General features: G+C 66.4%; 22 protein-coding genes and 2 pseudogenes. 14 read left to right on the top strand and 10 right to left on the bottom strand.

From position 1 onward, the window contains the following. Positions 1-51 precede the first annotated feature (51 nt). On the top strand, positions 52-1,305 hold the full coding sequence (gene kasB / locus A5686_RS19315; protein WP_067937607.1) for a 3-oxoacyl-ACP synthase KasB: 1,254 nt from the start codon (positions 52-54) through the stop codon (positions 1,303-1,305). A gap of 33 nt (positions 1,306-1,338) precedes the next feature. Continuing rightward, on the top strand, positions 1,339-2,760 hold the full coding sequence (locus A5686_RS19320) for an acyl-CoA carboxylase subunit beta (RefSeq protein WP_067937609.1): 1,422 nt from the start codon (positions 1,339-1,341) through the stop codon (positions 2,758-2,760). Positions 2,761-2,843: 83 nt separating this feature from the next. Here A5686_RS19320 and A5686_RS19325 read toward each other — a convergent pair whose 3' ends face one another. Then, positions 2,844-4,391, bottom strand: coding sequence for an FAD-dependent monooxygenase (locus tag A5686_RS19325; RefSeq protein ID WP_067937611.1), 1,548 nt, complete (start codon positions 4,389-4,391; stop codon positions 2,844-2,846). A 218-nt stretch (positions 4,392-4,609) separates the two neighbouring features. On the opposite strand from A5686_RS19325, the gene A5686_RS19330 reads away from it, so the two are divergent. Then, positions 4,610-5,023, top strand: coding sequence for a hypothetical protein (locus A5686_RS19330; RefSeq protein WP_067937613.1), 414 nt, complete (start codon positions 4,610-4,612; stop codon positions 5,021-5,023). On the opposite strand, the gene A5686_RS19335 is transcribed toward A5686_RS19330, so the two are convergent. Both A5686_RS19335 and A5686_RS19340 read right to left on the bottom strand, forming a co-directional pair. After that, on the bottom strand, positions 5,020-6,591 hold the full coding sequence (locus tag A5686_RS19335) for a glycerol-3-phosphate dehydrogenase/oxidase (protein ID WP_067937614.1): 1,572 nt from the start codon (positions 6,589-6,591) through the stop codon (positions 5,020-5,022). The genes A5686_RS19330 and A5686_RS19335 overlap by 4 nt on opposite strands. After that, positions 6,588-7,157, bottom strand: a complete 570-nt coding sequence (locus A5686_RS19340; protein WP_067937616.1) for a TetR/AcrR family transcriptional regulator — start codon at positions 7,155-7,157, stop codon at positions 6,588-6,590. Before A5686_RS19340 ends, A5686_RS19335 begins: the two co-directional genes overlap by 4 nt. A gap of 47 nt (positions 7,158-7,204) precedes the next feature. Here A5686_RS19340 and A5686_RS19345 point away from each other — a divergent pair, with 47 nt between their 5' ends. Together A5686_RS19345 and A5686_RS19350 are read left to right on the top strand one after the other, a co-directional pair. Beyond that, entirely contained in the window at positions 7,205-8,785 is a 1,581-nt protein-coding gene (locus tag A5686_RS19345; RefSeq protein WP_369829727.1) for an FAD-binding oxidoreductase, read from the top strand. Beyond that, a complete protein-coding gene (locus tag A5686_RS19350) occupies positions 8,782-9,708 on the top strand; it encodes a diacylglycerol kinase (protein WP_067937620.1) in 927 nt (308 codons plus the stop codon). Before A5686_RS19345 ends, A5686_RS19350 begins: the two co-directional genes overlap by 4 nt. A 105-nt stretch (positions 9,709-9,813) precedes the next feature. Here A5686_RS19350 and A5686_RS19355 read toward each other — a convergent pair whose 3' ends face one another. From A5686_RS19355 to A5686_RS19365, 3 genes are all read right to left on the bottom strand, one after another. Further along, positions 9,814-10,326 carry a DUF3145 domain-containing protein gene (locus tag A5686_RS19355; protein ID WP_067937660.1) on the bottom strand — a complete coding sequence of 171 codons (513 nt, stop codon included), beginning with the start codon at positions 10,324-10,326 and terminating at the stop codon, positions 9,814-9,816. 151 nt (positions 10,327-10,477) lie between these two features. After that, positions 10,478-11,296 carry a serine hydrolase gene (locus tag A5686_RS19360; RefSeq protein ID WP_067937622.1) on the bottom strand — a complete coding sequence of 273 codons (819 nt, stop codon included), beginning with the start codon at positions 11,294-11,296 and terminating at the stop codon, positions 10,478-10,480. Continuing rightward, positions 11,296-12,354: a class I SAM-dependent methyltransferase gene (locus tag A5686_RS19365; RefSeq protein WP_067937623.1), complete on the bottom strand. Its 1,059-nt coding sequence runs from the start codon at positions 12,352-12,354 to the stop codon at positions 11,296-11,298. The genes A5686_RS19360 and A5686_RS19365 overlap by 1 nt, the downstream gene beginning before the upstream one ends. 103 nt (positions 12,355-12,457) lie before the next feature. On the opposite strand from A5686_RS19365, the gene A5686_RS19370 reads away from it, so the two are divergent. The 5 genes from A5686_RS19370 (at position 12,458) to A5686_RS19390 (ending at position 16,821) form a co-directional block, all read left to right on the top strand. After that, positions 12,458-13,543 (top strand): S-(hydroxymethyl)mycothiol dehydrogenase, encoded by a 1,086-nt coding sequence (locus tag A5686_RS19370; protein WP_067937625.1) that lies wholly within the window; start codon positions 12,458-12,460, stop codon positions 13,541-13,543. Next, a complete protein-coding gene (locus A5686_RS19375; protein ID WP_067937626.1) occupies positions 13,543-14,166 on the top strand; it encodes an MBL fold metallo-hydrolase in 624 nt (207 codons plus the stop codon). The genes A5686_RS19370 and A5686_RS19375 overlap by 1 nt, the downstream gene beginning before the upstream one ends. Positions 14,167-14,211: 45 nt before the next feature. Then, complete coding sequence (locus A5686_RS19380) at positions 14,212-15,168, top strand: SDR family oxidoreductase (protein WP_067937628.1); 957 nt, start codon at positions 14,212-14,214, stop codon at positions 15,166-15,168. 28 nt (positions 15,169-15,196) lie between these two features. Then, on the top strand, positions 15,197-16,294 hold the full coding sequence (locus tag A5686_RS19385) for an SAM-dependent methyltransferase (RefSeq protein WP_067937630.1): 1,098 nt from the start codon (positions 15,197-15,199) through the stop codon (positions 16,292-16,294). Between the two features lie 71 nt (positions 16,295-16,365). Next, positions 16,366-16,821, top strand: coding sequence for a hypothetical protein (locus tag A5686_RS19390; protein WP_369829726.1), 456 nt, complete (start codon positions 16,366-16,368; stop codon positions 16,819-16,821). Between the two features lie 27 nt (positions 16,822-16,848). Here the strand turns inward: A5686_RS19390 and A5686_RS19395 are convergent, their stop codons facing one another. Continuing rightward, the gene (locus A5686_RS19395) at positions 16,849-18,534 is read right to left on the bottom strand and encodes an Hsp70 family protein (RefSeq protein WP_067937632.1); all 1,686 of its coding nucleotides are present in this window, start codon (positions 18,532-18,534) and stop codon (positions 16,849-16,851) included. A gap of 106 nt (positions 18,535-18,640) precedes the next feature. Continuing rightward, complete coding sequence (locus A5686_RS19400) at positions 18,641-19,726, bottom strand: dihydrodipicolinate reductase (protein WP_067937634.1); 1,086 nt, start codon at positions 19,724-19,726, stop codon at positions 18,641-18,643. A gap of 82 nt (positions 19,727-19,808) precedes the next feature. On the opposite strand from A5686_RS19400, the gene A5686_RS19405 reads away from it, so the two are divergent. The 3 genes from A5686_RS19405 to A5686_RS19415 all read left to right on the top strand — a co-directional run bounded on the left by A5686_RS19405 (position 19,809) and on the right by A5686_RS19415 (position 22,218). Further along, entirely contained in the window at positions 19,809-20,156 is a 348-nt protein-coding gene (locus A5686_RS19405; protein WP_197520640.1) for an MmpS family transport accessory protein, read from the top strand. 27 nt (positions 20,157-20,183) lie between these two features. After that, a complete protein-coding gene (locus A5686_RS19410; protein ID WP_067937639.1) occupies positions 20,184-21,491 on the top strand; it encodes a cytochrome P450 in 1,308 nt (435 codons plus the stop codon). Positions 21,492-21,669: 178 nt separating this feature from the next. Continuing rightward, a complete protein-coding gene (locus A5686_RS19415) occupies positions 21,670-22,218 on the top strand; it encodes an ester cyclase (RefSeq protein ID WP_067937664.1) in 549 nt (182 codons plus the stop codon). Here A5686_RS19415 and A5686_RS19420 read toward each other — a convergent pair. Both A5686_RS19420 and A5686_RS19425 read right to left on the bottom strand, forming a co-directional pair. After that, positions 22,215-23,702 carry an NAD(P)/FAD-dependent oxidoreductase gene (locus tag A5686_RS19420; RefSeq protein WP_067937640.1) on the bottom strand — a complete coding sequence of 496 codons (1,488 nt, stop codon included), beginning with the start codon at positions 23,700-23,702 and terminating at the stop codon, positions 22,215-22,217. The two genes, A5686_RS19415 and A5686_RS19420, sit on opposite strands and share 4 nt — an antisense overlap. Positions 23,703-23,994: 292 nt before the next feature. Next, positions 23,995-24,236: pseudogene (locus A5686_RS19425) on the bottom strand (acyl carrier protein). Positions 24,237-24,446: 210 nt separating this feature from the next. Between A5686_RS19425 and A5686_RS26855 the strand changes: the two are divergent. Beyond that, positions 24,447-24,622 (top strand): annotated as a pseudogene (locus A5686_RS26855) (cutinase family protein); the annotation flags it as partial.

The raw sequence follows: 24,622 nt of genomic DNA on the forward strand, positions 1-24,622 counted from the left end.
AATCGGCCCGACGAGGAGTCGGACAGTTTGGAAGGAACGTTCGCAAGACCCATGACAGAGCTGGTTACCGGGAAAACGCTCCCGAACGTGGTCGTCACTGGCATCGCCATGACGACCGCGTTGGCTACCGATGCCGAGAACACTTGGAAGCTGTTGCTGGACAGCCAAAGTGGTATCCGCAAACTCGAGGATCCGTTCGTCGAGGAGTTCGACCTGCCGGTGCGCATCGGCGGGCATTTGCTGGAGGAATTCGACAGCCAAATGACCCGTATCGAGTTGCGCAGGACGGGCTACCTGCAGCGGATGTCCACCATTTTGGGCCGCCGCGTCTGGGAGAACGCCGGCTCCCCCGAGGTCGACAGCAACCGGCTGATGGTGTCCATCGGCACCGGCTTGGGTTCGTCGGAAGAGATGGTCTTCAGCTACGACGACATGCGCGCTCGTGGCATGAAGGCCGTTTCTCCGCTGGGCGTCCAGAAGTACATGCCCAACGGCGCATCGGCGGCGGTGGGATTGGAGCGGCATGCCAAAGCCGGCGTGATCACCCCGGTGTCGGCGTGCGCGTCGGGTTCCGAGGGCATCGCGCAGGCGTGGCGCAACATCGTGTTCGGCGAGGCCGACATCGCCATCTGCGGTGGCGTGGAGACCCGTATCGAGGCGGTGCCGATCGCGGCGTTCGCCCAGATGCGCATCGTGATGTCGACCAAGAACGACGACCCGGCCGGGGCGTGTCGCCCGTTCGACCGCGACCGGACCGGCTTCGTGTTCGGGGAGGCCGGCGCGCTCATGGTCATCGAGACCGAGGAACACGCCAAAGCCCGCGGCGCCAACATCTTGGCCCGCATCATGGGCGCCAGCATCACCTCCGACGGCTATCACATGGTGGCCCCGGACCCCAACGGCGAACGCGCCGGCCACGCGATGAGCCGCGCCATCCAACTCGCCGGGCTCACGCCGTCCGACATCGGCCACGTCAACGCCCACGCCACCGGCACCTCGGTCGGTGACGTCGCCGAGGCCAGGGCCATCAACAACGCGCTGGGCAGCAACAAACCCGCCGTCTATGCCCCCAAAGCCGCACTCGGCCACTCGGTGGGCGCCGTGGGTGCCGTGGAATCCATCCTGACCGTGCTCGCCCTGCGCGACCAGGTGGTCCCCCCCACGCTCAACCTGGAAAACCTCGACCCCGAAATCGACCTCGACGTCGTCGCAGGCAAACCACGGCCGGGCAACTACGAGTACGCGATCAACAACTCGTTCGGGTTCGGCGGACACAACGTGGCCATCGCCTTCGGGCGCTACTAGACCCGGGCACCACCGAATATCAGGAGACCTGCGATGACTATCACGGCCCCCGAGACGGTTGGCGAGTCGCTCGACCCTCGCGACCCGCTGTTGCGCTTGAGCAATTTCTTCGACGATGACAGCGTCGAGCTGCTGCACGAGCGGGACCGTTCCGGCGTCCTTGCCGCCGCGGGGACCGTGAATGGCGTGCGCACCATCGCGTTTTGCACCGACGGAACCGTCATGGGCGGCGCGATGGGCATCGAGGGGTGCACGCACATTGTCAACGCCTATGACACCGCCATCGAGGAGCAGAGCCCGATCGTGGGTATCTGGCACTCCGGCGGTGCCCGGCTGGCCGAGGGTGTGAAGGCACTTCACGCGGTGGGCCTGGTCTTCGAGGCGATGATTCGGGCGTCCGGTTACATCCCGCAGATCTCGGTGGTCGTCGGCTTCGCCGCCGGCGGCGCCGCCTACGGGCCGGCCCTGACCGACGTCATCGTGATGGCGCCGGAAAGCCGGGTGTTCGTCACCGGGCCGGACGTGGTGCGCAGCGTCACCGGCGAGGACGTGGACATGTGCTCGCTCGGCGGGCCGGAGACCCACCACAAGAAGTCCGGGGTCTGCCACATCGTCGCCGACGACGAGCTCGACGCGTACGAACGCGGCCGCCGGCTGGTCGGGTTGTTCTGCCAGCAAGGGCATTTCGACAAGAACAAGGCCGAGGCCGGTGACACCGACATCCATGCGCTGCTGCCCGAGTCGTCGCGCCGGGCCTACGACGTGCGGCCGATCGTGACCGCGATCCTGGACGACGAGACGCCTTTCGACGAATTCCAGGCCAACTGGGCGCCGTCGATGGTGATCGGCCTTGGCCGGCTGTCCGGCCGCACGGTCGGCGTGCTGGCCAACAACCCGTTGCGCCTGGGCGGTTGCCTGAACTCTGAAAGTGCCGAGAAGGCAGCGCGGTTCGTGCGACTCTGCGACGCATTCGGCATTCCGCTGGTGGTGATCGTCGACGTGCCCGGCTATCTGCCCGGTGTCGACCAGGAGTGGGGCGGGGTGGTGCGCCGCGGCGCCAAGCTGCTGCACGCGTTCGGCGAGTGCACGGTTCCGCGCGTCACATTGGTCACCCGAAAGACCTACGGCGGGGCCTACATTGCAATGAACTCCCGGTCACTGAACGCGACCAAGGTGTACGCGTGGCCGGACGCCGAGGTCGCGGTGATGGGCGCCAAGGCCGCCGTCGGCATCCTGCACAAGAAGAAGCTGGCCGCCGCGGCGGACCACGAGCGCGAGGCGCTGCATGACGAGCTCGCCGCCGAGCACGAGCGGATCGCGGGCGGCGTGGACAGCGCCATCGAGATCGGCGTCGTCGACGAGAAGATCGACCCGTCGCACACCCGCAGCAAGCTCACCGAGGCTCTGGCCCAGGCGCCCGCGCGCCGCGGCCGCCACAAGAACATCCCGCTGTAACTGGCCGGCGACGCCCGTTTGTCGCCACAAGGTGATCCGCGAATCCGCTGGCGCTGATGCTATCGGATCCGAGAAGTCTGTCGTCATCCCCCGCCGCGGCTTAGGATCGCCGAAAGCGCTTGCCGCAGTTCCCCTTCGGGGTCATCGGGAAGTTCGTCGGTACGCCACCCGACGAAATCGTCCGGCCGGATCAGCAGCGCGCCCTCCGACGGCAGCCCGGTAACCGCCGCCCACTCGTCGCTGTAGCAGCGGTGTGCGGTCACCGCCGCCGAAGTCGCCGCCGCACACCACCGCTCGTCCCCGGACAACACGGTGAAACGGGGTCCCAGCAGGTCAAGTGTCGACACTCCCTCGCGAACCCAGACGTGCGGCAGCCGAGTGCCGGGTTGTGCGCGCAATTCGTCCACCAACCCGCCATCGCCCGCATCACCTGTCACGACCGCGGTCGAGCGGTAGCGGTATCCGATGAGCAGGGCGAACATCGAGCACTCCTCGTCGGCCGGCAACTGCGGCGCGTCGCCACCCGCGCGCAGCAGCGCCACGGACGGGCCGGTGAGCGACTGACGCGCGGCGAATCGGCCAACCGGATGACGCTCGGCCTGGTAGGTCGCCAGCAGTTCCGGTGCGGCGGTGCCGTGCAGAACGGCGGCGAGTTTCCAGGCCAGGTTGTGCGCGCTCTGGATGGCGGTGTTGGCTCCTCCGGCTTTGAACGGCGGCATGGTGTGTGCCGAATCGCCGACGAGAAATGCTCGCCCGCAGTGGAATTGGTCGGCCACCTGTTCGTAGGGTTGCCACGCAGCGACCTCGATGATGTCGATGTCGATCCGCTCGCCGATGGCCTTGATGAGCACCTCGCGGCAACGCTGCGGTGTGAAGTGATCGGCCGTCTCACCTGCGCCGGGAAAGTAGGTGGTGATGAACATGCCGAGATCGCCTTCGGCGACCAGGAATATGCCGTCCACGTCGTCGTTTTTCACCTGCACTCCGTCGCCGTCGTGTAACTCCGGGACGAATTGTCGCCATCGCGCCCGGAAGTAGACGAACACCACATAGATCGGTAGCGCGCCGTACCCCGATGTGGTGATTCCCAGCCCGTCACGGATTGGACTGTGCACGCCGTCGGCGCCCACGAGATAGTCGGCCCGGACGGTCTGCGACTCCCCCAACTCCGCGTCGCGCACCACCGCGGTGACTCCCGTTTCATCCATCGCGATCGAGGACAGCTCCGTGCCGTAGCGCACCTCGCTGCCGCCTCGTCGCGCCGCGTCGCGCAGGATCGGCTCGAGCCGGCTCTGCGGGCAATACTGCGCCGCCGGCTCCGGGCTGAGCTTGTCCAGTCCGGCGAAGATCGCGTCGACGTCTAGGCCCGGCCGTTGCACGGCGCTGTTGAGCGTGGGCCTGACCACCAGCGTCGAGACCCGTTCGGCGACCGCCCGCACCTCGTCGCGAACCCCCAGGCCGCGCAAGATTTCCGAGCTGCGAAAACTCAGGTTGCGGGCCTTTGGGTAGAGGAAGAATTCCCGTCGCTTCTCGACCAGGAGCGAATGCACCCCGTGCTGGGCCAGCAGCGCCGACGTGGCGAGGCCGCCAACACCGGCTCCGACGATCAAAACCGGGACACGCGTCGCCATAGCAACCACCTCCGAGCTCCAGAGCCGCCTGGCTTTTTTTGATAGTAACTATCATTAGCAATTTACTGTCACATTATCAATGAGTTCGTTGTTGGCCAAGGTCTCCCAATGGCTCACCGGCAATTCCTGCTAAAGGCCGTTGCGCTTTGACCGGGAGTGGGTAAACAACGCCTAGCGCGGGATCAGTTTGAGTCAGTCCTAACCGGAAGGGGCATCGGATGGTTCGTGAAGAGGGGGGCCGGTGGGACGTCGGCATCCAGGACAGCGCGGTTCACCTTGAGCGCATCTCTGAGAGCGACGAAGGGTTATTCGATGATTCGCTGTCACCTGAAGAGGCCCGTGACCTCGCCGGCCTGTTGACGAAATTCGCAACCAAGCTCGAGGAGGCCGCGGGCTCCGGCAAGACCGAGGGCTCCAAGGACAGCGGAGATTCCGAGGACTCCAACGACTCCGATGACTCCAACGACTCCGAGGACTCCAAAGACTCCGATGACTCCGATGACAGCGACGAATCGGACGACAGCGACGACAGCGACGACTCCGACGAATCCGACGACAGCGAAGACTCCGACGACTCCGACGAATCCGACGAATCGGACGACAGCAAGGACTCCAATGGGTCTTCGAACTAGGTTCGGTGCTCACCCCGCGCACGGCGGTTAGCGACGCGCGCCAAGAACTCGGTTGCCACTGGAACAGCGCGCTCTCGATCGCGCCCCACCAGTCCGATCCGCGTCCGCCGATCGACGATGTCGGAAACATCCAGCGCGCCCTCATGCGTGATCGCGTATTCGAATTCCGCTCTGGTGACGTCGATTCCCTCCACGACCGGTTCCGTGGGGCGCTCGCAGGTGGCGGAGCCGATCACCTTGGGCGCCTCGGCCCCGTAGCGCTGCACCAGTGACACCGGCGGCGCGGAGTCCGGCGCCGCCACCACCCCGGGGTTGGCCGGCGCCCCGATCAGCGGCAGATTGCGGGTCCGGCATTTCGCGGCCCGCAGCCGACGCACCCGGATCGCGCGGTCCAGCACATCCTGTGCCATATAACGGTATTCGGTAAGCTTGCCGCCGATCACGCTGATCACCCCGGACGCCGATTCGACGACGGCGTGTTCGCGGGAAACGTCGGCGGTGCGGCCTTCGCCGGTGTCGATCAGCGGCCGCAGCCCCGCGTAGGCGCCGATGACGTCGGTCGCGGTAAGGCCGATCCGCAACCCGGTGTTCACCGTGTCGAGCAAGAACGTGATCTCTTCAACCGACGGTTCGGGCACATCGGGAACGGGACCGGGCGCGGCCTCGTCGGTCAGACCGAGATAGACGCGGCCCAGCTGTTCGGGCATGGCGAAGACGAAGCGGTTGAGCTCACCGGGAATCGGAATGGTAAGCGCCGCAGTCGGATTGCCGAAGGCTTGGGCGTCGAACACCAGGTGCGTGCCGCGGCTGGGCCGCAGCCGTAACGAGCCGTCGATCTCGCCCGCCCACACCCCGGCCGCGTTGATGACCGCGCCCGCCGACACGTCAAACGATTCCCCGCCGCGCATGTCGGTCAGCCGCACCGACGTGCCGGTCGCCCGGGACGCCGACACATAAGTCAGGATCCGGGCGCCATGCTGCGCCGCGGTGCGGGCGACCGCGGTGACCAACCGAGCGTCGTCGATGAGTTGACCGTCGTAAGCCAGGAAGCCGCCGTCCAAGCCGTCGCGTCGCACGGTGGGCACCATCTCCACCACGCGCTCCGCCGAAATCCGGCGCGAGCGGGGCAGGGTCGACGCCGGGGTGCCGGCGAGGAACCGCAACGCGTCACCCGCCAGGAATCCGCCGCGCACCAGCGCTCGCTTGCCCGCACTCATCGATGGCAGCAGCGGCACCAGTTGGGGCATCGCATGAACCAAATGAGGGGCGTTGCGCGTCATCAAGATTCCGCGCTCGATGGCGCTGCGCCGGGCAATGCCCACGTTTCCGGTCGCCAGGTAACGCAGCCCGCCGTGGACGAGCTTGGAACTCCACCGGCTGGTGCCGAAGGCCAGATCATGTTTCTCCACCAGCGCCACCCGCAGCCCGCGCGCCGCGGCATCCAACGCGATCCCGGCACCGGTGATGCCGCCGCCGATCACGATCACGTCGGAAGGCTCACCGTCGGCGAGTGCGGTCAGGTCGGCCGTGCGGCGCTCGGCGTTCAGGGCGGTCGGGTCGGGGATCACGACAGATATCCGTTCAGCGTGTGGGTGAGCTCGGTGTCCAGCGCTTGGGCGTCGAGCATCGCCTCGACGATCCCGGCCGACTGGATGGTGGATTGCGCGATCAGCAGCACCATGGTCGCCATCTGGACCGGATCGCCGAGCCGAACACTTCCGTGCCGCTGAGCCACCCGCAGCCGGGCGGCGAGCGCGTCAATCAACATGCGCTGGCTCGTCCCCAGGCGTTCGGTGATATAGGTCGACGCGAGATCCGAGTGCAGCACCGACATCACCAGTCGGTCCGCCCGCAGCAGATCGGTCACCGCAACTATCTGCCGCACAAGCGATTCACGATCCTCGCCGAGTAAAGGGGCGTCGCGCATCACTTCGGTGATGTGTTGGGTCAAAAGCGCCGCCACGATCGATTGTGTGTCCGGCCACCGCCGGTACACCGTCGGTCTGCTGACGCCCGCACGTCGGGCTATCTCGGCCAGGGTCACCCGCTCCACCCCGAAATCCACCACGCAGCTGGCCGCCGCGGCGAGGATCCGCTCGCCGGTGTCCAGTGGTGCATTACGTGTTGACAGCATGTGTAATACTGTAACGCATGACCGACCCTCACGGGCTCTTGCCACCGATGAAATGGAACGCGTGGGGAGATCCCGCCGCGGCCAAGCCCCTGTCGGAGGGGATCCGGTCCTTGCTGCAGCAGGCCGTGGGGGTCGAGGGGTCCCACACGGCCGAACTGCGATCCGACCAGGTCAAATTGCGCCCGTCAGCGTTGTCGCAGTCCGATCAGGAGGCCCTGGGCGCCATCGTCGGCGCCGAGTACTGCCGCACCGCGGACCCCGACCGGCTGCTGCGCGCGGGCGGCAAATCCACCATCGACCTGCTCAACCGCGCGGAACACGGCACCCAGGACGCGCCCGACGCCGTGTTGCTGCCCGCCGATGACGACGCCGTTGCCGCGATCCTGCGCTACTGCTCGGACCATCGCATCGCCGTCGTACCCTTCGGCGGGGGCACCAGTGTGGTCGGCGGCCTGGATCCCATCCGCGGGGAGTTTGCCGCCGTCGTCTCGCTCGATCTACGCCGGTTCGACCAACTGATCTCGCTGGACGACGTGTCCGGCCAAGCCGTTCTCGGGGCCGGGGTCACCGGGCCGGACGCCGAACGCCTGCTTGGCGCACAAGGCTTTTCGCTCGGTCATTTCCCGCAGAGCTTTGAGTACGCCACTATCGGCGGCTTCGCCGCGACCCGCTCCTCCGGTCAGGATTCGGCGGGCTACGGCCGGTTCAACGACATGGTGCGCGGGCTGCGCGTGGTCACCCCGGTGGGCACCATGGATCTGGGTCGCGCGCCGGAATCCGCCGCGGGTCCCGACCTGCGCCAGCTGTTGATCGGCTCGGAGGGCACCCTGGGCGTCATCACCCGGGTGCGGCTGCGCGTGCACCGCGTTCCAAAAGCGGTCCGCTACGAGGCGTGGTCGTTCCCCGATTTCGAGACCGGGGCGGCGGCCCTGCGCGCCGTCACCCAAAATGCCACGGGCCCCACCGTCATTCGGCTCTCCGACGAGGCCGAGACCGGAGTCAACCTGGCCACTACCGAGTCGATCGGCGAATCTCAGATCACCGGCGGATGCCTGGCCATCACCATGTTCGAAGGCACCGAGGAGCACGTCGAAAGCCGGCACGCCGAGACCAGCGCGCTCCTGGCGGCCCAGGGCGGAACCTCGCTGGGCGACGGTCCGGCGCGGGCGTGGGAGCGCGGCCGCTTCGGCGCACCGTACCTGCGCGATTCGCTGCTCGCGGCGGGCGCGCTGTGCGAAACGCTGGAGACGGCCACCGATTGGTCGAATGTCTCCGCGCTGAAAAGTGCTGTTACCCAAGCGCTTACCGATGCGCTAGCCGCAACGGGTACCCCCGCCTTGGTGATGTGTCACATCTCCCACGTGTACCCCACCGGCGCCTCGTTGTATTTCACCGTCGTCGCGGGGCAACGGGGCAACCCGATCGAGCAATGGAAAGCCGCCAAAAAGGCGGCGTCGGATGCCATCATGGCCACCGGCGGGACCATCACCCACCATCATGCGGTCGGTGCCGACCACCGGCCGTGGATGCGCGACGAGATAGGCGAGCTGGGAGTGCAGGTGCTACGGGCCGTCAAGCAGACTCTGGACCCGGCCGGAATTCTCAATCCCGGCAAGCTGATTCCGTGACAGCCGAAGCCCGCCGCCGGGAAATCGGCAGGGTGACCGCGCTGACCAACCCGGTGTCGGGCCACGGCGCCGCGGTCCACGCCGCCCAGCGCGCGATCGCGGGGCTGCACCGTCGGGGCGTGGAGGTCGTCGAAATCATCGGCGACGACGCCCAGGACGCGCGGCACCTGCTCGGCGCGGCCCTGGAGAAGGGCACCGACGCGGTCATGGTGACCGGAGGCGACGGCGTCGTCTCCAACGCCCTGCAGGTGATGGCGGGCACCGACATTCCGCTGGGCGTGATCCCGGCCGGCACCGGCAACGACCACGCCCGCGAATTCGGCATTCCCACCAAAGATGTCGAGGCCGCCGCGGACATCGTCGTCGACGGCTGCACGGAATCCATTGACCTGGGCTTGATTCGGGACAGCAACGGAGTGGAGAAATGGTTCGGCACGGTGGCGGCCGCCGGCTTCGATTCGCTGGTCACCGATCGCGCCAACCGGATGACCTGGCCGCACGGCAGGCTGCGCTATTACCTCGCGATGCTCGCCGAGCTGTCGCAGCTGCGGCTCCTGCCGTTCCGCATGGTGTTCGACGGCACCAAAGAGGTCGATGCGGATATCACGCTTGCCGCCTTCGGCAACACCCGCAGCTACGGCGGCGGGATGCAGATCTGTCCCGGCGCGGACTACACCGACGGTCTGCTCGACATCACCATGGTGCACGAGGCATCCCGCACCAAGCTGGTCCGGCTGTTCCCCACCGTGATGAAGGGCACCCACGTCAACCTCGACGAGGTGAGCACGGCGCGGGCCAGATCGATTCACGTCGAGTGTCCCGGCATCAACGTCTACGCCGACGGCGACTTCGCCTGCGCGCTGCCGGCCGACATCTCGGCGGTCCCGGGCGCGCTACAGATTCTGCGGCCGGCCAAGCGGTAGGTCCCCCCGGTCTCCACGAACCATTAGCGCGTGTCCGAACGCGCTAGCTGTGTTGAGAGCCGCTTATTGCTTCCAGAGAGGCGGCCGGAATAAGCCGCCGATCCACTAACCGACTCCCCGGCTGAGCCAGGTCACCTCGCCGACGTCGCCGCCATCGCGGTAGGGCTCCAGCGCCTCATCCCAGGCGGTGCCCAGCACCGAGTCCAATTCCGCGGCCAGGGTGTCGGCGCCCTGGGCCATCATCGCCCGCAGACGCATCTCGCCGACCATGACGTCGCCGTTGGCGCTCATCGCCCCGCTCCACAGGCCGAGTTGCGGGGTGTGGCTGAACCGGTGGCCGTCGACTCCAGGGCTGGGGTCCTCGGTGACCTCGAACCGCAGCACGGACCAGGACCGTAAGGCGTTGGCCAGTTTGGCGCCGGTCCCCACCGGTCCGACCCAGTTGGTCACCGCGCGCAACTGTCCGGGCATGGCCGGCTGCGGCGTCCAGGTCAGATTCGCCTTGGCACCCAGGGTCGACGACAACGCCCACTCGACATGCGGGCAAACCGCCGCGGGCGACGCGTGCACATACACCACGCCGGTCGTCACGTCGGCGAATTGATTCGACGCTCGCATTTCCTGCTCCTTCGGTTCCACGAGGGACGTCTTCCCCAACGACCTGCGGACCCGACAAACAGGGCAGCTTGCTGAAATCTTCGATTTTTTGTGTGTCGTGCGTGTCTATTGTGCCTTGTGATACCCCTGTTGCGCTAGTGTGCGTTTCCCACTAGCCGTAATCGGCTATCACGGCGTCAGAAACCGCCGGCCAAGGCGCCAGTGCCCACTCCCCGAATTCGCGGTCCGTGAGGACCACCAGCGCCAGGTCTCTTTCGGGATCTGCCCAGATAAAACCGCCTGCTTGGCCGAAATGGCCGTACGTTCGCGTGGAATTATGCGCGCCCGTCCAATGCGGCGATTTCGAGTCCCGAAGCTCAAAACCCAGCCCCCAATCATTGGGCCGCTGCACCCCGTAACCAGGCAGAACGCCGTCCAAACCCGGAAACTGCACTGTCGTCGCCTCGGCGTGCAGGCCCGCCGAGACCGTCGCCGGGCGCAACAAGTCCCCGGCGAACGCCGCCAGGTCCGCCACCGTCGACCTCGCCCCGAATCCGGCGGCCACCGCGCCGCCGTCCAGGTGGGTCGCCGCCATGCCCAGCGGTTCACACACCGCCTCGGCCAGGTAGCGCGCGAACTCGATGCCGGTGTGTTGCTCCACGGTCTGGGCGAGCACCGTAAAGCCCTGGTTGGAGTAGATCCGGCGGGCGCCGGGCGCGGCCAGCACCTGGTCGGACTGCATCGACAAGCCCGAGGCGTGGGCCAGCAGGTGGCGGACGGTCGCCCCGGGCGGGCCGGCGGCCGTGTCGAGGTCGACCGCCCCTTCCTCGATGGCGACCTGCACCGCCCGCGCGGCCAGTGGCTTGGTCACCGAGGCGAGCTCGAACACACGCCCGACGTCACCGTGGCTGGCCAGCACGCCGCCGGGCCCAACCACCGCGGCGGCGGCGGCCCCGACCGGCCAGACTTCCAGGGCGTCGAGGGCCGCCATCACTTCCTGGCGATGTAGTAGTTGTTGATCGGGTCGGACTCGATCTCGGCCACGCTGACGTCCTCGAAGCCGGCATCCCCCAGCATCGAGACGGCCAGCTGCGTCCCCCAGGCGGTACCCAGTCCGGCGCCGTCGGACGCCAGCGAGACCGTCATGCAGTGCATCAGCGATGTCGTGTACAGGTAGGTGCTCATCGGAACGCCGATGTTCTCCTCGAGCCGGCTCGACGCCTTGATGTCGGCCATCAGCAGCACGCCGCCGGGCCGCAGTGCCCGGTAGATGTTCTCCAAAACCCGCGCCGGCTGCGCTTGGTCGTGGATGGCGTCGAAGACGGTGACGACGTCGTAAGCGTCCGCCTTTTCCAAATCAGCCAGATTGTGGCTTTCAAAGGCCGCATTGATCAGGCCACGATCGGCGGCTTCCCGGATCCCGGTGGCGATGGCCTCTTCGGAAAAGTCGATTCCGGTGAAGCGGCTGGCCGGAAACGCTTGTGCCATCACATTGATGGCGTGTCCGCTGCCGCAGCCGAAATCCGCCACCTCGGCTCCGGACCGCAGGCGCTCCACGAGGCCGTCCACCAACGGCAGCACCGCGTCGACCAACGCGGTGTCGTACACCACGCCGCTCTGCTCGGCCATCAACGCGTGAAAACGGGGAAACTCGCTGTACGGCAGCCCGCCGCCGGCGCGGAAGCACCCGATGATTTTTTGTTCGACCTCGGCGAGCACCGGAACGAGCAGGGTCACCAGGGCCAGGTTGTCCGGTCCGGCCTCACGTGTCAGCACCTTGGCGCGCTGCGGGGGCAACGAGTACCTTGCGGTATCGGGGTCGTACTCGACGACGCGCCCGGTGGTCATACCCGCCAACCACTCTCGGACGTAGCGCTCGTTCAGTCCGGCCGCCGAGGCGATCTCCTCGCTGGTGGAAGGTGCCAGCCCGGCCATCGTGTCCAGCAGTCCCGTCTGATGCCCGATGCTGAGCAACAGCGTCAGACTGGCGCCGTCGATGGCAGAGGTCATCCGTTCGGTGAATTCTTCGGTGGTTTCCCAAGCTGTCACGCCCAGGGACGCTACACCGAGTAATCGGCCAGCCGGTTGTCAACGGTAGCAGGGTGAACACCCGCCACCAGATGTATGGCGACGAACGCCTAGGTTGGAGCCCATGAGTCAGACAGTGCGCGGCGTCATTTCACGCAAGAAGGGCGAACCCGTCGAATTGGTGGACATCGTTGTGCCGGACCCCGGGCCCGGGGAGGCTCTGGTCGACGTCATCGCCTGCGGGGTGTGCCACACCGACTTGACCTACCGCGAGGGCGGCATCAACGACGAGTATCCCTTCCTGCTCGGCCATGAGGCCGCCGGCCGGGTCGAGGCCGTCGGGCCCGACGTGACCGCCGTTGCGCCGGGCGACTTCGTCGTCTTGAACTGGCGCGCGGTGTGCGGGCAGTGCCGGGCCTGCAAGCGCGGCAGACCGCACCTGTGCTTCGACACCTTCAATGCCACGCAGAAAATGACGCTGACCGATGGCACCGAGCTCACGCCCGCCCTGGGCATCGGGGCGTTCGCCGACAAGACGCTGGTGGCCGCCGGCCAGTGCACCAAAGTCAATCCCGAGGCCGACCCCGCGGTCGCGGGCCTGCTGGGTTGCGGGGTGATGGCCGGCCTGGGTGCCGCGATCAACACCGGCGCGGTCACCCGGGATGACACGGTCGCGGTAATCGGTTGCGGCGGCGTGGGCGACGCCGCCATCGCCGGTGCGGCGCTGGTGGGCGCGCGGCGGATCATCGCCGTCGACACCGACAACACGAAACTGGAGCTGGCCCGCAAGTTCGGCGCCACGCACACCGTCAACGCCCGCGAACTCGACGTGGTCAAGACGATTCAGGACCTCACCGACGGGTTCGGCGCGAACGTGGTGATCGACGCGGTGGGCCGGCCCGAGACCTGGAAGCAGGCCTTCTACGCCCGCGACCTCGCCGGAACCGTTGTGCTGGTTGGTGTTCCGACCCCCGATATGCGCCTGGACATGCCGCTGGTGGACTTCTTCAGCCACGGCGGCTCGTTGAAGTCGTCGTGGTATGGCGACTGCCTGCCCGAACGTGACTTCCCCACGCTGATCGACCTGTACCTGCAGGGCCGTCTTCCGCTGGACAAGTTTGTCTCCGAGCGAATCGGGCTAGACGGCATCGAGGAGGCGTTCAAGCGGATGCACGATGGCAAGGTATTACGTTCGGTGGTGATGCTCTGATGGTGATGATCGATCGGGTGGTCACGCACGGCACCTTTGAACTCGACGGCGGCAGTTGGGAAGTCGACAACAACATCTGGCTGATCGGCGACAACTCGAATGTCGTGGTTTTCGACGCGGCGCACGACGCGGCGCCGATCGTCGAGGCGGTAGGGGGTCGCCATGTGGTGGCGGTGGTGTGCACGCACGGCCACAACGATCACGTCACAGTGGCGCCGGAACTCGGCAGCACGCTGGACGCACCTGTGCTGCTGCATCCCGCCGACGAGGTCTTGTGGCGAATGACCCACCCGGACAAGGATTTCCGTACGATATCCGATGGGCAGACACTGAAGATCGACGGCACCGAGCTGACAGCATTGCACACTCCGGGCCACTCCCCGGGATCGGTGTGTTGGTACGTGCACGACCTGGGCGTCGTATTCAGCGGCGACACCTTGTTCGCCGGCGGCCCCGGCGCGACCGGGCGTTCGTACTCCGACTTCCCGACGATTCTGGAATCGATTTCTGGGCGGCTCGGCAAGCTGCCCGGCGAGACCGTCGTGCACACCGGCCACGGCGACAGCACCACCATCGGTGACGAGATCGTGCACTATGAGGAATGGGTGGCCCGCGGACACTAGGTGACCAGACTGAGACCCGGACCGCACCGGTAAGGAGCGATACGCATGGCCAGCAACCTTGTCGCCACCGTGCCCGATCTGTCTGGAAAACTCGCAGTCATCACCGGGGCGAACAGCGGTCTGGGATTCGGGCTGGCTCGGCGACTTTCGGCAGCCGGCGCCGACGTCGTCATGGCCATCCGCAACCGCGCCAAGGGCGAGGCGGCGATCGACGAAATCCGCAGCACGGTTCCCGCGGCCAAGCTGACCATCAAACCCCTCGACTTGTCGTCGCTCGCCGCCGTCGCCGCGCTGGGTGAACAACTCAACACCGAGGGCCGTCCGATCGACATCCTGATCAACAACGCCGGTGTCATGACGCCGCCGGAACGCGCCTGCACCGCCGACGGATTTGAATTGCAGTTCGGCAGCAATCATCTCGGGCACTTCGCGCTCACCGCCCACCTGCTGCCACTGCTGCGAGCCGCCCAGGGCGCGCGGGTGGTTTCGCTGAGCAGCCTGGCGGCGCGCCAAAGCGGCAAGATCCACTTCGACGACCCCCAATTCGAAAAGTCCTACGCCGCCATGTCGGCATACGGTCAATCGAAGCTGGCGGTGTTGATGTTCGCCCTCGAGTTGGACCGGCGCAGCCGCGCGGCCGGGTGGGGCATCCTGTCCAACGCCGCACACCCCGGCCTGACCAAGACCAACCTGCAGATCGCCGGACCTTCGCACGGCCGCGAGAAGCCCGCGCTGATGGAGCGGTTGTACAAGGCGTCCTGGCGTTTCACGCCGTTCCTGTGGCAGGAGATCGACGAGGGGATTCTGCCGGCGCTGTACGCGGCCGCCGCGCCGCAGGCCGAAGGTGGCGCGTTCTATGGGCCCCGCGGACCCTTCGAGGCCGCCGGCGGCGGGGTGGCTTTGGCCAAGGTGCCCAAGCGCGCACGCAACGAAGACGACTGCCGGCGACTGTGGGAGCTTTCCGCGCAGCTTACCGGCGTGAGCTACCCGACGGCGAACTGACAATCAGCGCAACGATTATCGTTGATCCATGCCGCCTGAACCCCAAATGCCCGAATCGAGCATTGTGGTGCGGCCCGAGCCCGACTACACCGAGGCGACGCGGCTTCGGGCCGCCGGTTTGGCACGGGCGATCGCGGCGTTCGAGCGGGCCGCCGAACAGGTGACGCTGCCCAAGGCTCCGCAGCCGATCGTCATCGCCGACTACGGCGCCGCCCATGGGCATAATTCACTGAAGCCGCTCTCGGCGGCCATCGCGGTGTTGCGCCGCCGCACCCGCCGCGATCACGCAATCCTGGTGGCGCACACCGATGTACCTCGCAACGACTTCGCGGCGCTGTTCGAGACGGTGGCCGACGACCCGGAAAGCTATCTGCACTCCGACACCGCGACGTTCACCTCCGCGGTCGGCCGCTCGTTTTATGACCAGATCGTGCCGTCCAAAACGGTCAACCTGGGCTGGACGTCGTGGGCAACCCAATGGCTGAGCCGCACTCCCTGCGAGGTTCGCGATCACGTGCACGTCTCGCGCAGCGCAGACGAGGCGGCACACTCGGCCTACGCCGACCAGGCCGCGCTGGACTGGCATAACTTCGTCGCCTTCCGCGGCCGCGAGTTGGCTCCCGAGGGGCGGCTGGTGGTGTTGACGCTGTGCGCCGATGATGACGACACGGCAGGCTTCGCCCCGCTGCTCGATGCCATCGTCGAGGAACTGGACGATCAGGTGCGCGACGGGTTGCTGCACTCAGATGAGGTGCGGCGCATGAGCATTCCGACGTTCGCCCGTGCCGAGAAGGATTTTCGCGCCCCGTTCGCGCCGAAGGGCCGGTTCGAAGGCCTGATGATCGAGCACCTCGAGATGTTCATCGCCGAGGATCGATTCTGGGCTCGTTACCAGTTGGATCACGACGCAGAGGCTTTCGGCGCGCAGTGGGCGGCCTTCGCTCGCTTCGCGATGTTTCCGTCTCTGGTGGGCGCCCTCGACGGTGGTATCCACGACGAGCGAGCAGCGAAATTCGTCGAGCAACTTCAGGCCGGGCTCGCCGAGCGTCTGTCAAGCGCGCCCGAGCCGATGCGGATTCCGCAGGCGCTGGTCGTGCTGGTCAAGCGCGACACATCGCAGCGATGAGAGTTTCGGCACAGCGGCACAGCGGGTAATCCCTAGCAATCGTCAACCTGCGACCGCAAGGGGGTAAACGCATGAGCGTGCAGGACGATAAGGGGACTGAGGACGACAAGGCGACTAACGACGACAGGCAGTCGAGTCGAGCTGAACAAGCTGATCAGACCAGTCAAGGGGATGATGAGCAGCGCCTGACCGAGAAACCTGAGCCGGACGAGGGCGACAAAGAAGAGGCCGCCAAGATGATGGAGGCCTACAAGGACAAGCCCACGATCGTGTTGCCCGGCACCGGGGGAAGCGTGTCCGGCACCGCGGTCAACGACTGGCTGGACGACGACGGCAATCCTAAGCACGAAACGCCCGAGGGCTCGGATGCCCGAGGTTTGGATGCCCAGGACAAGGGCGATGACGAGCGCGACGAAAAAGCTCTGCAGGAGCAGATCGAGAAGGACAAGGCCCTCAACGAGAAGCTGAAGGAAGCCGCCCAGGAGGAGAACAAGGGCGAAAAGAGTAAAAAGGGCGAAAAGGGCTGAGCCGTAGCCGGATTCCCGCCTCTGGCTTCAGCGTGCGGGCATCGGCCCCAATGCGCTGATGCCCAGGTTGCCCTCGATCTCCTGAATGATCTGGTTGACCCTGTCTAGCCCGGGAATGGGCTCGTTGACACCCGGAATGGGTGGAATCGCTGGCGCCGCCACCCTGCGCGGAGCCGCCGGACCCATGGGTGCGGCCGGTGGCGCCGCCTGAGGAGTCGCCCGAGGCGTGGTGGTCATCGGCGTCTCGGTCTCGGCGGGCGGGTTGGTGTCGGAGGTCGACGGCACCGGAACGTCCGGGGGCGGCGCGACGGGCTCGGCGCTCGCGCTCTTGGGAGCTGGCGGCGGAACCGCTGGCGTCGTGCTCAGGACCGGAGTTGGCGTGGTCGCCGATTTGTTCTGCGAGGTCAGTCCGATCGCCACGGCGGTCCCCACCAGCAGCACTGCCGCGGCGGTGATGATGATCGCCGCCGCAGGCAGCAGGTGCCGGCGAGAAGGCAGCCGCTTGCGGGGGCCGGGTGCGGATTCGGCGGCAACCGTCGGAGAGCTTGCCCGCGCCGCATGCCCCGTCGCGACCGCGGGGCTGACCCGCGAGTGATGCCCGGTCGCCGACCATGCCCGCGCGGTCGCGGTGGCGGGCGCGGCAGGCGCGGAGAGCGTCGCGCCGGCATCGCCGGAGCCGTGCGCCGCCCGCAACGCGGCGCCGACCGCTGCCGTGAGTTGCGGGCGCGGCGTCGTGGCCACGGGAACGCGGAAATGCCGCGACAGCGTGGTGGTGACGGTGGGCAGGTTCGCCCCGCCGCCCGTCGAGACCACCGCGACGAGATCACGGATTCCGTTGCGCGCCAAAGCCTCCTCCAACGCCGCGATCACGTTGTCCAGCGACGGGCGGATCGCGTCGTCGAGTTCGTGCCGGGTGAGCCGGACTTCGCCGCGCGTACCGGTCAGCCCGTCCGTGAGCGTGGCCACCATGCTCGACGACAACTGTTCCTTGGCGATCCGGCATGCGTTTCGCAGCCGGCTCAGCGAGCCGATCGCCGCGGTGCCGGTCGGGAACGCGCCGGTGGTCGGCATGTTGGCGATAGCGACGCCCAGCAATGCCTGGTCGATCAGGTCACCGGAGAAATCGCGGTGCCGAACGGTCGGAGCCAACGCGTGGTAGTCACCGTCGGCGCGCATCAATGTGATGCTGGTGCCGCTGCCGCCGAGATCGCAGACCGCCACGGTCCCGCCCGGCGGTATCCCCGGGCTGGTCCGCAGGGCGAGCAGTGTCGCCGCGGCATCGGGGATCAGCAGGATGGGCCGCGCGCGCCGCGACCATTCGGGGACCTCGCCCAGGGCGGCGCCGAGGGCCTCCACCGCGGCTGACTCCCAGTGGGCCGGATAGGTCACCGCGACGTCGTCGGGCACGGCACGGCCGCCGGTGGCGGCGGATGCGAGCGCCCGCAACGCGTCGGCGAGTAACACCTCGCTGCGGTGCACCGAGCCGTCGACGGCCACGACGCCACGCGGGTCGCCGACCCGGTCGACGAAGCCGGTGATCACCACGCCGGGGCCCTGCAGTCTGGGGTTCTCCGCCGGGAGGCCGACCTCGGCGGGACGATCCGGATAGAGCGTCAGAACGGGCTTGCGGGTAATAGCGTTGTCGGACGTGACGGCCGCCAGGTTGGTGGTTCCGATCGACAAGCCCAGCGCGGTCCCGACTCCATCGGCCATATTCGATCCCCGTATCCGCAGCACCAACTCGCATCGGCTAGCCGTTATTGTGCCGCCAACTCCTGTACTCCGTGTCAGCGGCGGCTATGCGCCCGCTGTGCGCCGGTCAGCGGATGCTGCCTTCGCCGGCGATCAGCGGGAGGTCGAGCGGGGTGACCCAACCCGGCCGCAGGTCGTTGACCGCGGGGACCGCATTGAGTGCTCGCAAGCCCGTCGCCAGGCATCCGGCCGCGGCCGCGTCCCGGCCCGAGCCGTCGGTGAAACGAAACGCGGTCTCCTGGAAGATGCTCGGGGTGCCCTCGATGTCGACGCGGTAGACGTCGTTGTCGTGGCCGGTCGGCCAGTCCGGGGCGGCATCCAGCCCGATCCGGTTGACGTGCTCGAGCTGGATGCGGGTTTCGCCCTGGTAGACGCCGTTGATGGTGAACCGGACTGCGGCCACGTGCCCTGGCTTGATGACGCCCCTGGCGGAGTTACGCTCCGTCGGGGTCACCCACTTGTCCCAGGTGGTGGTGATTTCGTCGAGCATGATGCCGGCGGCGTGCGCGATCATCGGGACGGTCGCGCCCCACGCGAAGATCAGCATGTCGCGGTCTTCGAGCATGGGCTTGAACTCGGGCTCGCGGCCGATGCCCATCTCGAATTCGTAGTCACCCTCGTAGTTGGTGTAGTCCAGCAACTCGGACGCCCGGACCCGGCGCACCTCCGAGCACAGCCCCATCAACGTCATCGGGAACAGGTCGTTGGCGAATCCGGGATCGATGCCGGTGGTGAAGCACGACGACTCCCCCAGCTCGCAGGCCTCGGTGATCGGCTGGATCCAGTTCGGCGGGTTGAGGCTCATGGTCGGCCAGACCCACGGTGTCATCGCGGTCGAGCACACGTCGATGCCGGCCCGCAGGAAGCGGGTGATCAGCGAGATGTTCTCCTTGGCGTGCATGGCCGTCGGACCGTAGTGCACCAGCGCGTCGGGTTTCAGGGCGATCAGCGCGTCGACGTCGTCGGTGGCGGTGATCCCGACCGGCTCGGGCAGCCCGCAGATGTCGCCGACGTCGCGGCCGACCTTGTCGGGGTTGCTGACGCCAACACCGACCAACTCGAACAACGGATGCTTGACGACCTCGGCGATCACCATCTTGCCGACGAAGCCGGTTCCGTACACCACCACCCGCTTTGAACCGCGTTCCGCCATGCTTTGACGCCACCTTTCCGGTCACCAGCCGAACATCACCATAAGCTTCCCTACCGTCGCTCGTGGTGACACGATGCAATTCATGATGAAGCACCTCGCCGGACCTTCGGTCCTGTTGGCCGTCGGTTTCGGTTTCGCGAATGCGTGCGGCGTGGCCCACGCCCTGCCCCAGATGCCGAAGGTTCGCTATGAGGTCAACGGGCCCGCCGTCGCCGAGTTCATCTACTACCAAACCGACAACGGGCAGCTGCATCAGGTGAATGCGCCGCTGCCCTGGTCGACGGAGTTCACCGGCTACGGCGGGGAAGTGTTCACCATCAGCGCGCAGGGGCCCGGCCCCATCTCCTGCAAGATTTTGGTGGACGGCAACGTGGTGAGCGCGGCGACGGCGACGGTGGGGGCGCCCGCCAGAACGGTCTGCACGCACTGACCCATCTCCCCCTCGAAGGAGGTTTCGATGAGCCTCAAGACGGGTCCCACGAACGCTCTGGCGCCGCGGACGAACGGGGCGCCACCGCCCGACATCCCGCTGGCCGACATCCATCTCGACTCGCTGGACTTCTGGGCCTTGGACGACGACGTCCGCGACGGCGCTTTCGCCACCCTGCGCCGCGAGGCGCCGATCTCGTTCTGGTCCGCGGTCGAGTACGAGGGGTTCGAGCCGGGCGGCGGGCACTGGGCGCTGACCAAACACGACGACGTGTACTTCGCGAGCCGTCACCCCGACATCTTCAGCTCCAGTCCCAACATCACGATCAACGACAACACCCCGGAAATCAGCGAATACTTCGGCTCGATGATCGTGCTGGACGATCCGCGACACCAACGGCTTCGCTCGATCGTCAGCCGCGCGTTCACCCCGAAAGTGGTGGCGCGCATCGAGGTCTCGGTGCGCGAGCGGGCCCGCCGCCTGGTCGCGTCGCTCGTCGCCAATCATCCCGACGGGGAGGCCGAGCTAATCAGCGAGCTCGCCGGTCCGCTGCCGCTACAGGTCATCTGCGACATGATGGGCATCCCCGAAGAGGACCATCAGCGGATATTCCATTGGACCAACGTGATTTTGGGGTTCGGCGACCCGGATCTGGCGACGGATTTCAATGAGTTCCTTAAGGTGTCGATGGACATCGGCGCCTACGCCAGCGCGCTGGCCGAGGACCGGCGATCCAATCACCACGACGATCTGACCACCAGCTTGGTGGAGGCCGAGGTCGACGGGGAACGGCTGTCTTCGGCAGAGATCGCGTCCTTCTTCATCCTGCTGGTGGTGGCGGGCAACGAGACGACGCGCAACGCGATCAGCCACGGTGTGCTGGCGCTGTCCCGCTACCCCGCCGAACGGGAGAAGTGGTGGACCAACTTCGACCGCCTGACGCCCACTGCCGTCGAGGAGATCGTGCGGTGGGCCTCCCCGGTGATCTACATGCGACGCACGTTGACCCGGGACTTCAAGCTCGGCGGCACCAAGATGAAGGCCGGCGACAAGGCCACGCTGTGGTACAACTCGGCGAATCGCGACGAGTCGACGTTCGACAATCCCTGGGTTTTCGACTTGGCGCGCACCCCCAATCCGCACTTCGGCTTCGGCGGCGGCGGTGCCCATTTCTGCCTGGGCGCCAACCTGGCTCGCCGTGAGATCAGGGTCGTCTTCGACGAATTGCGCCGCGAGATACCCGACATCGTCGCAACGGACGAACCCGCGCGGCTGCTGTCGCAGTTCATCCACGGCATCAAAACACTGCCGGTGGCCTGGACGCCGCCCAGGTAGGCCCGCCTCGAATTCCTTTCTGTCCGAAGGCATGTCGCCTGCTCACTTCCGCTAGCGCACGCGCTAGCGGGTTCGGCGAAGGCCCATGGCCCACCCGGAGACCCGCCCGGGAGGTATATCGCTGTTTCGAAACCGATAGCGCATGCGCTATCACGTCTGGGCGGCTTACGCTGACCACGTGACCATTCCCGCGTTTCCCGCCGCCGAGGTGCTGGCCGCCCGCCAGAAAATCGTGCTCGACCACTTCCACGACGAGGTCCGCCAAGCCTGGGACGACGTCTTGTCGACCTTTCCGCATCCGCGCTACGAGCTGATCCCCCAGATGCTCGTGCACGACGGCGACGCGGCGGTGCGCGACTACTACACCTACACGCGGGCCGCGTTTCCCGACCAGGACCACGAAATCATCGCGTTGCGCCACAGCGCCGACGCAGTGATCGTTGAATTCTGGCTGATGGGCACCCACCGCGGATACTTGGGCAAGGTCCCGCCCACGGGCAGCCGGTTCCGCGTGCGCATGACGGCATACTTTGTCTTCGATGACACCGAAACCCTTGTCTGCGAACGTATTTACTTCGACACGCTGACCATGATCAAGCAACTCCTGGGCGGGCTGGACATGAGAAAGCCGGCCAATTGGTGGCTTGCCGCGCGCTGTGCGCGGGGGTTTTTGTCGATGTCGTCGGAAAAGCCCGACCCGGCGCTGACCAAAACCGCTGAGGCCTAGGCGATCACGTAATCGCTGAGCGGGAAGGTCTCGGCTTCTCGCACCGAGTTGAGTGTCGACGTCGGCCGCAGCAACGACGCCTCACCGCTGGGGCTGAAGTAGTACGAACGAGACGTCGCGCAGTTACCGGAGTAGAACACCGTGTTGTCCAGCAGTTTGGTCATCCGCTGCATGAACCGGTCGTTGGCCTCTTCGGTTACCTCGAAGGTCGTCGCGCGGCGGCGCTTGACCTCGCCGAGCAGCCTGTCCATGTGCCGCATCTGGTATTCGATGGTGTGGAAGAAGGACAGTCCGGAGAAGGCGAACGGGCTTGCCAGTCCCAAGTAGTTGGGGAAGTGGGGAATGGACACGCCCTGGTAGGCCTGGAACCTGGTCTCCCGCCACCACTTACCCAGGTTGCGGCCCTTGCGGCCGACCACCTCGATGGCCGGGAAGTTGGCTTCCCACAGGTCGAAACCGGTCGCCAATACCAGGGTGTCGATGACGGCCTTACGTCCGTCGGTGGTGACGATGCCGTCCGGCTCGATCCGCTCGATCGAGTTGGTCTCCAGGTGCACGTGTGGCTTGGTGAACGCGCGGTAGAAGCCGTTGGAAAAGGTCGGCCGCTTGCAGCCGAGGTCGTAGTCCGGCGTCAACTTGGCGCGCAGTTCCTTGTCCCGGATCCACCGGAATCGGCTGATCTTGGCCAGGTCGGAGGCGGAAATGTTTCCGCGCCCCCGGGATTCCCGGAAGTGCAGCGCCCCCACGACCATGATGATTTCGAGGATGACGTCGGTCACCCACCGCAGCGCGCGCTGCGTCACCGGCATCCGCGCGAACAGACGCCGCACCGCCGGAGAGAACTCGAAGTCAAGCTTGGGTATCACATGGGTCGCGGTCCGTTGGTAGACCGTCAGCTCTGCGGCCTCTCTGGCCAGCTCGGGAACGACCTGCACCGCGGACGCGCCGGTCCCGATGACCGCGATGCGCCGCCCTTCGTAGCGGTAGTCGTGGTCCCACGCCGTGGTGTGGACCACTTTGCCCTGGAAACTGTCGATTCCCGGGATATCCGGCATGCGCGGCTGGGACAGGAAACCGGTAGCCGTGATCAGGAAGCGGGTCGTCAGCGTTTCGCCGCCGGCCAGCGCCACCCGCCACACCGCGGCCTCCTCATCCCACTGGGCACCTTCCGCCGTCGTGTTGAACCGCATGTGGCGGCGCACGTCGTACTTGTCGGCGACCTCCTCCGCGTACTGCTTGACCTCGGCGCCCGGCGCGAATAGCCGTGACCAGTCCGGCTTGGGCTCGAACCAATACGAGTACGTGGTTGATGGGATGTCGACAGCGATGCCCGGGTAGTGATTGACATGCCAGGTGCCGCCCAGGTCGTCCTCGCGGTCAAGGATGACGAAATTGTCAAACCCGAGGCGCTTGAGCTGAATAGCGGCACCGATGCCGCCGAAACCCGCGCCCACAATGATCGCGTCGAACCGGTCCGTGTCCACAGTCTTGCTCCGTGCTACCCATATTCATACTTAACGAAATCATAAGCTTTCCCTAAGATACGCAACTCTAGTAGGGCGCCACGCCGATCGCATCAGAGCTTTGCCGGTATGTGACCATGCTGACACAAGAGCGGTAACCCATTGACGGATCTATCAGACCTGGTCATCCCGGCGATTAACCGCGTAAACGGCCGCCCTGCCCTGGGTTACGCGACCCTTGGCAGCCGGTGGCAAAGTCGCCACAACACAGGACGGAATCTCCTGGCCGGCTCGCCGCGGGCCGTCGCAGTTCTTATCTCGTGACGGGTCGGGCCGCAGGCGTCCCCTGCAGTTGGCCCGAAAACTCGTGGCATCGGCGTGCGCGTTCGGATCCTGAGCCATTACTTCGTTGAAGAAGGACTCGACATCAGCCACACCCAAGTTTTTCGCATCGCGGACGTACCGACCGTAATCATGCCCCGCCTTCAGCGAGTGATATTGAAGGGAAATAAGATCGACGGATAGGTCGTCGAAACCCGTTTCACCCGTTGCCATGTCGCCACCACCCTGACGGTGGGCGCCAGTCTGGTGCTCGCCGTCTCCGGCTACCATGAATGGACAACACCCAACGACGACTCGAATTGTTTACCGCGACCCACTGGGCCGGTGCGATAGCGGCGACGCGGCCGCTATCCGAGCCTGCCCTCGATACACAGGAAACGTCACCTATCGGTTGGCAACTTGACAGGTTTGGGAGGGGCTTGCATGGGCACTTTGGACGCCATGAGCGCACGTCACATCATCCGTTCCATCGGTTCAGCAGCAGTTATCGCAGCGTCGGGCGTGGCCACGTCGGCCGTGTCGGCCGCCGTCATCCCGTCGGCCTTCGCCCAGTGTCCCGACGTGCAAGTGGTATTCGCCCGCGGCACCGGCGAAGCACC

The sequence above is a fragment of the Mycobacterium sp. E2479 genome, from assembly GCF_001667925.1.
In the GTDB taxonomy this organism is placed as follows: domain Bacteria; phylum Actinomycetota; class Actinomycetes; order Mycobacteriales; family Mycobacteriaceae; genus Mycobacterium.

Excerpts from the sequence above, each read along its gene's own strand:
- kasB (WP_067937607.1), top strand. The coding sequence starts at position 52 with ATGACAGAGCTGGTTACCGGGAAAACGCTCCCGAACGTGGTCGTCACT.
- A5686_RS19320 (WP_067937609.1), top strand. The coding sequence starts at position 1,339 with ATGACTATCACGGCCCCCGAGACGGTTGGCGAGTCGCTCGACCCTCGC.
- A5686_RS19325 (WP_067937611.1), bottom strand. The coding sequence starts at position 4,391 with ATGGCGACGCGTGTCCCGGTTTTGATCGTCGGAGCCGGTGTTGGCGGC.
- A5686_RS19330 (WP_067937613.1), top strand. The coding sequence starts at position 4,610 with ATGGTTCGTGAAGAGGGGGGCCGGTGGGACGTCGGCATCCAGGACAGC.
- A5686_RS19340 (WP_067937616.1), bottom strand. The coding sequence starts at position 7,157 with ATGCTGTCAACACGTAATGCACCACTGGACACCGGCGAGCGGATCCTC.
- A5686_RS19345 (WP_369829727.1), top strand. The coding sequence starts at position 7,205 with ATGAAATGGAACGCGTGGGGAGATCCCGCCGCGGCCAAGCCCCTGTCG.
- A5686_RS19355 (WP_067937660.1), bottom strand. The coding sequence starts at position 10,326 with ATGCGAGCGTCGAATCAATTCGCCGACGTGACGACCGGCGTGGTGTAT.
- A5686_RS19360 (WP_067937622.1), bottom strand. The coding sequence starts at position 11,296 with ATGGCGGCCCTCGACGCCCTGGAAGTCTGGCCGGTCGGGGCCGCCGCC.
- A5686_RS19370 (WP_067937625.1), top strand. The coding sequence starts at position 12,458 with ATGAGTCAGACAGTGCGCGGCGTCATTTCACGCAAGAAGGGCGAACCC.
- A5686_RS19375 (WP_067937626.1), top strand. The coding sequence starts at position 13,543 with ATGGTGATGATCGATCGGGTGGTCACGCACGGCACCTTTGAACTCGAC.
- A5686_RS19380 (WP_067937628.1), top strand. The coding sequence starts at position 14,212 with ATGGCCAGCAACCTTGTCGCCACCGTGCCCGATCTGTCTGGAAAACTC.
- A5686_RS19385 (WP_067937630.1), top strand. The coding sequence starts at position 15,197 with ATGCCGCCTGAACCCCAAATGCCCGAATCGAGCATTGTGGTGCGGCCC.
- A5686_RS19390 (WP_369829726.1), top strand. The coding sequence starts at position 16,366 with ATGAGCGTGCAGGACGATAAGGGGACTGAGGACGACAAGGCGACTAAC.
- A5686_RS19395 (WP_067937632.1), bottom strand. The coding sequence starts at position 18,534 with ATGGCCGATGGAGTCGGGACCGCGCTGGGCTTGTCGATCGGAACCACC.
- A5686_RS19400 (WP_067937634.1), bottom strand. The coding sequence starts at position 19,726 with ATGGCGGAACGCGGTTCAAAGCGGGTGGTGGTGTACGGAACCGGCTTC.
- A5686_RS19405 (WP_197520640.1), top strand. The coding sequence starts at position 19,809 with ATGATGAAGCACCTCGCCGGACCTTCGGTCCTGTTGGCCGTCGGTTTC.
- A5686_RS19410 (WP_067937639.1), top strand. The coding sequence starts at position 20,184 with ATGAGCCTCAAGACGGGTCCCACGAACGCTCTGGCGCCGCGGACGAAC.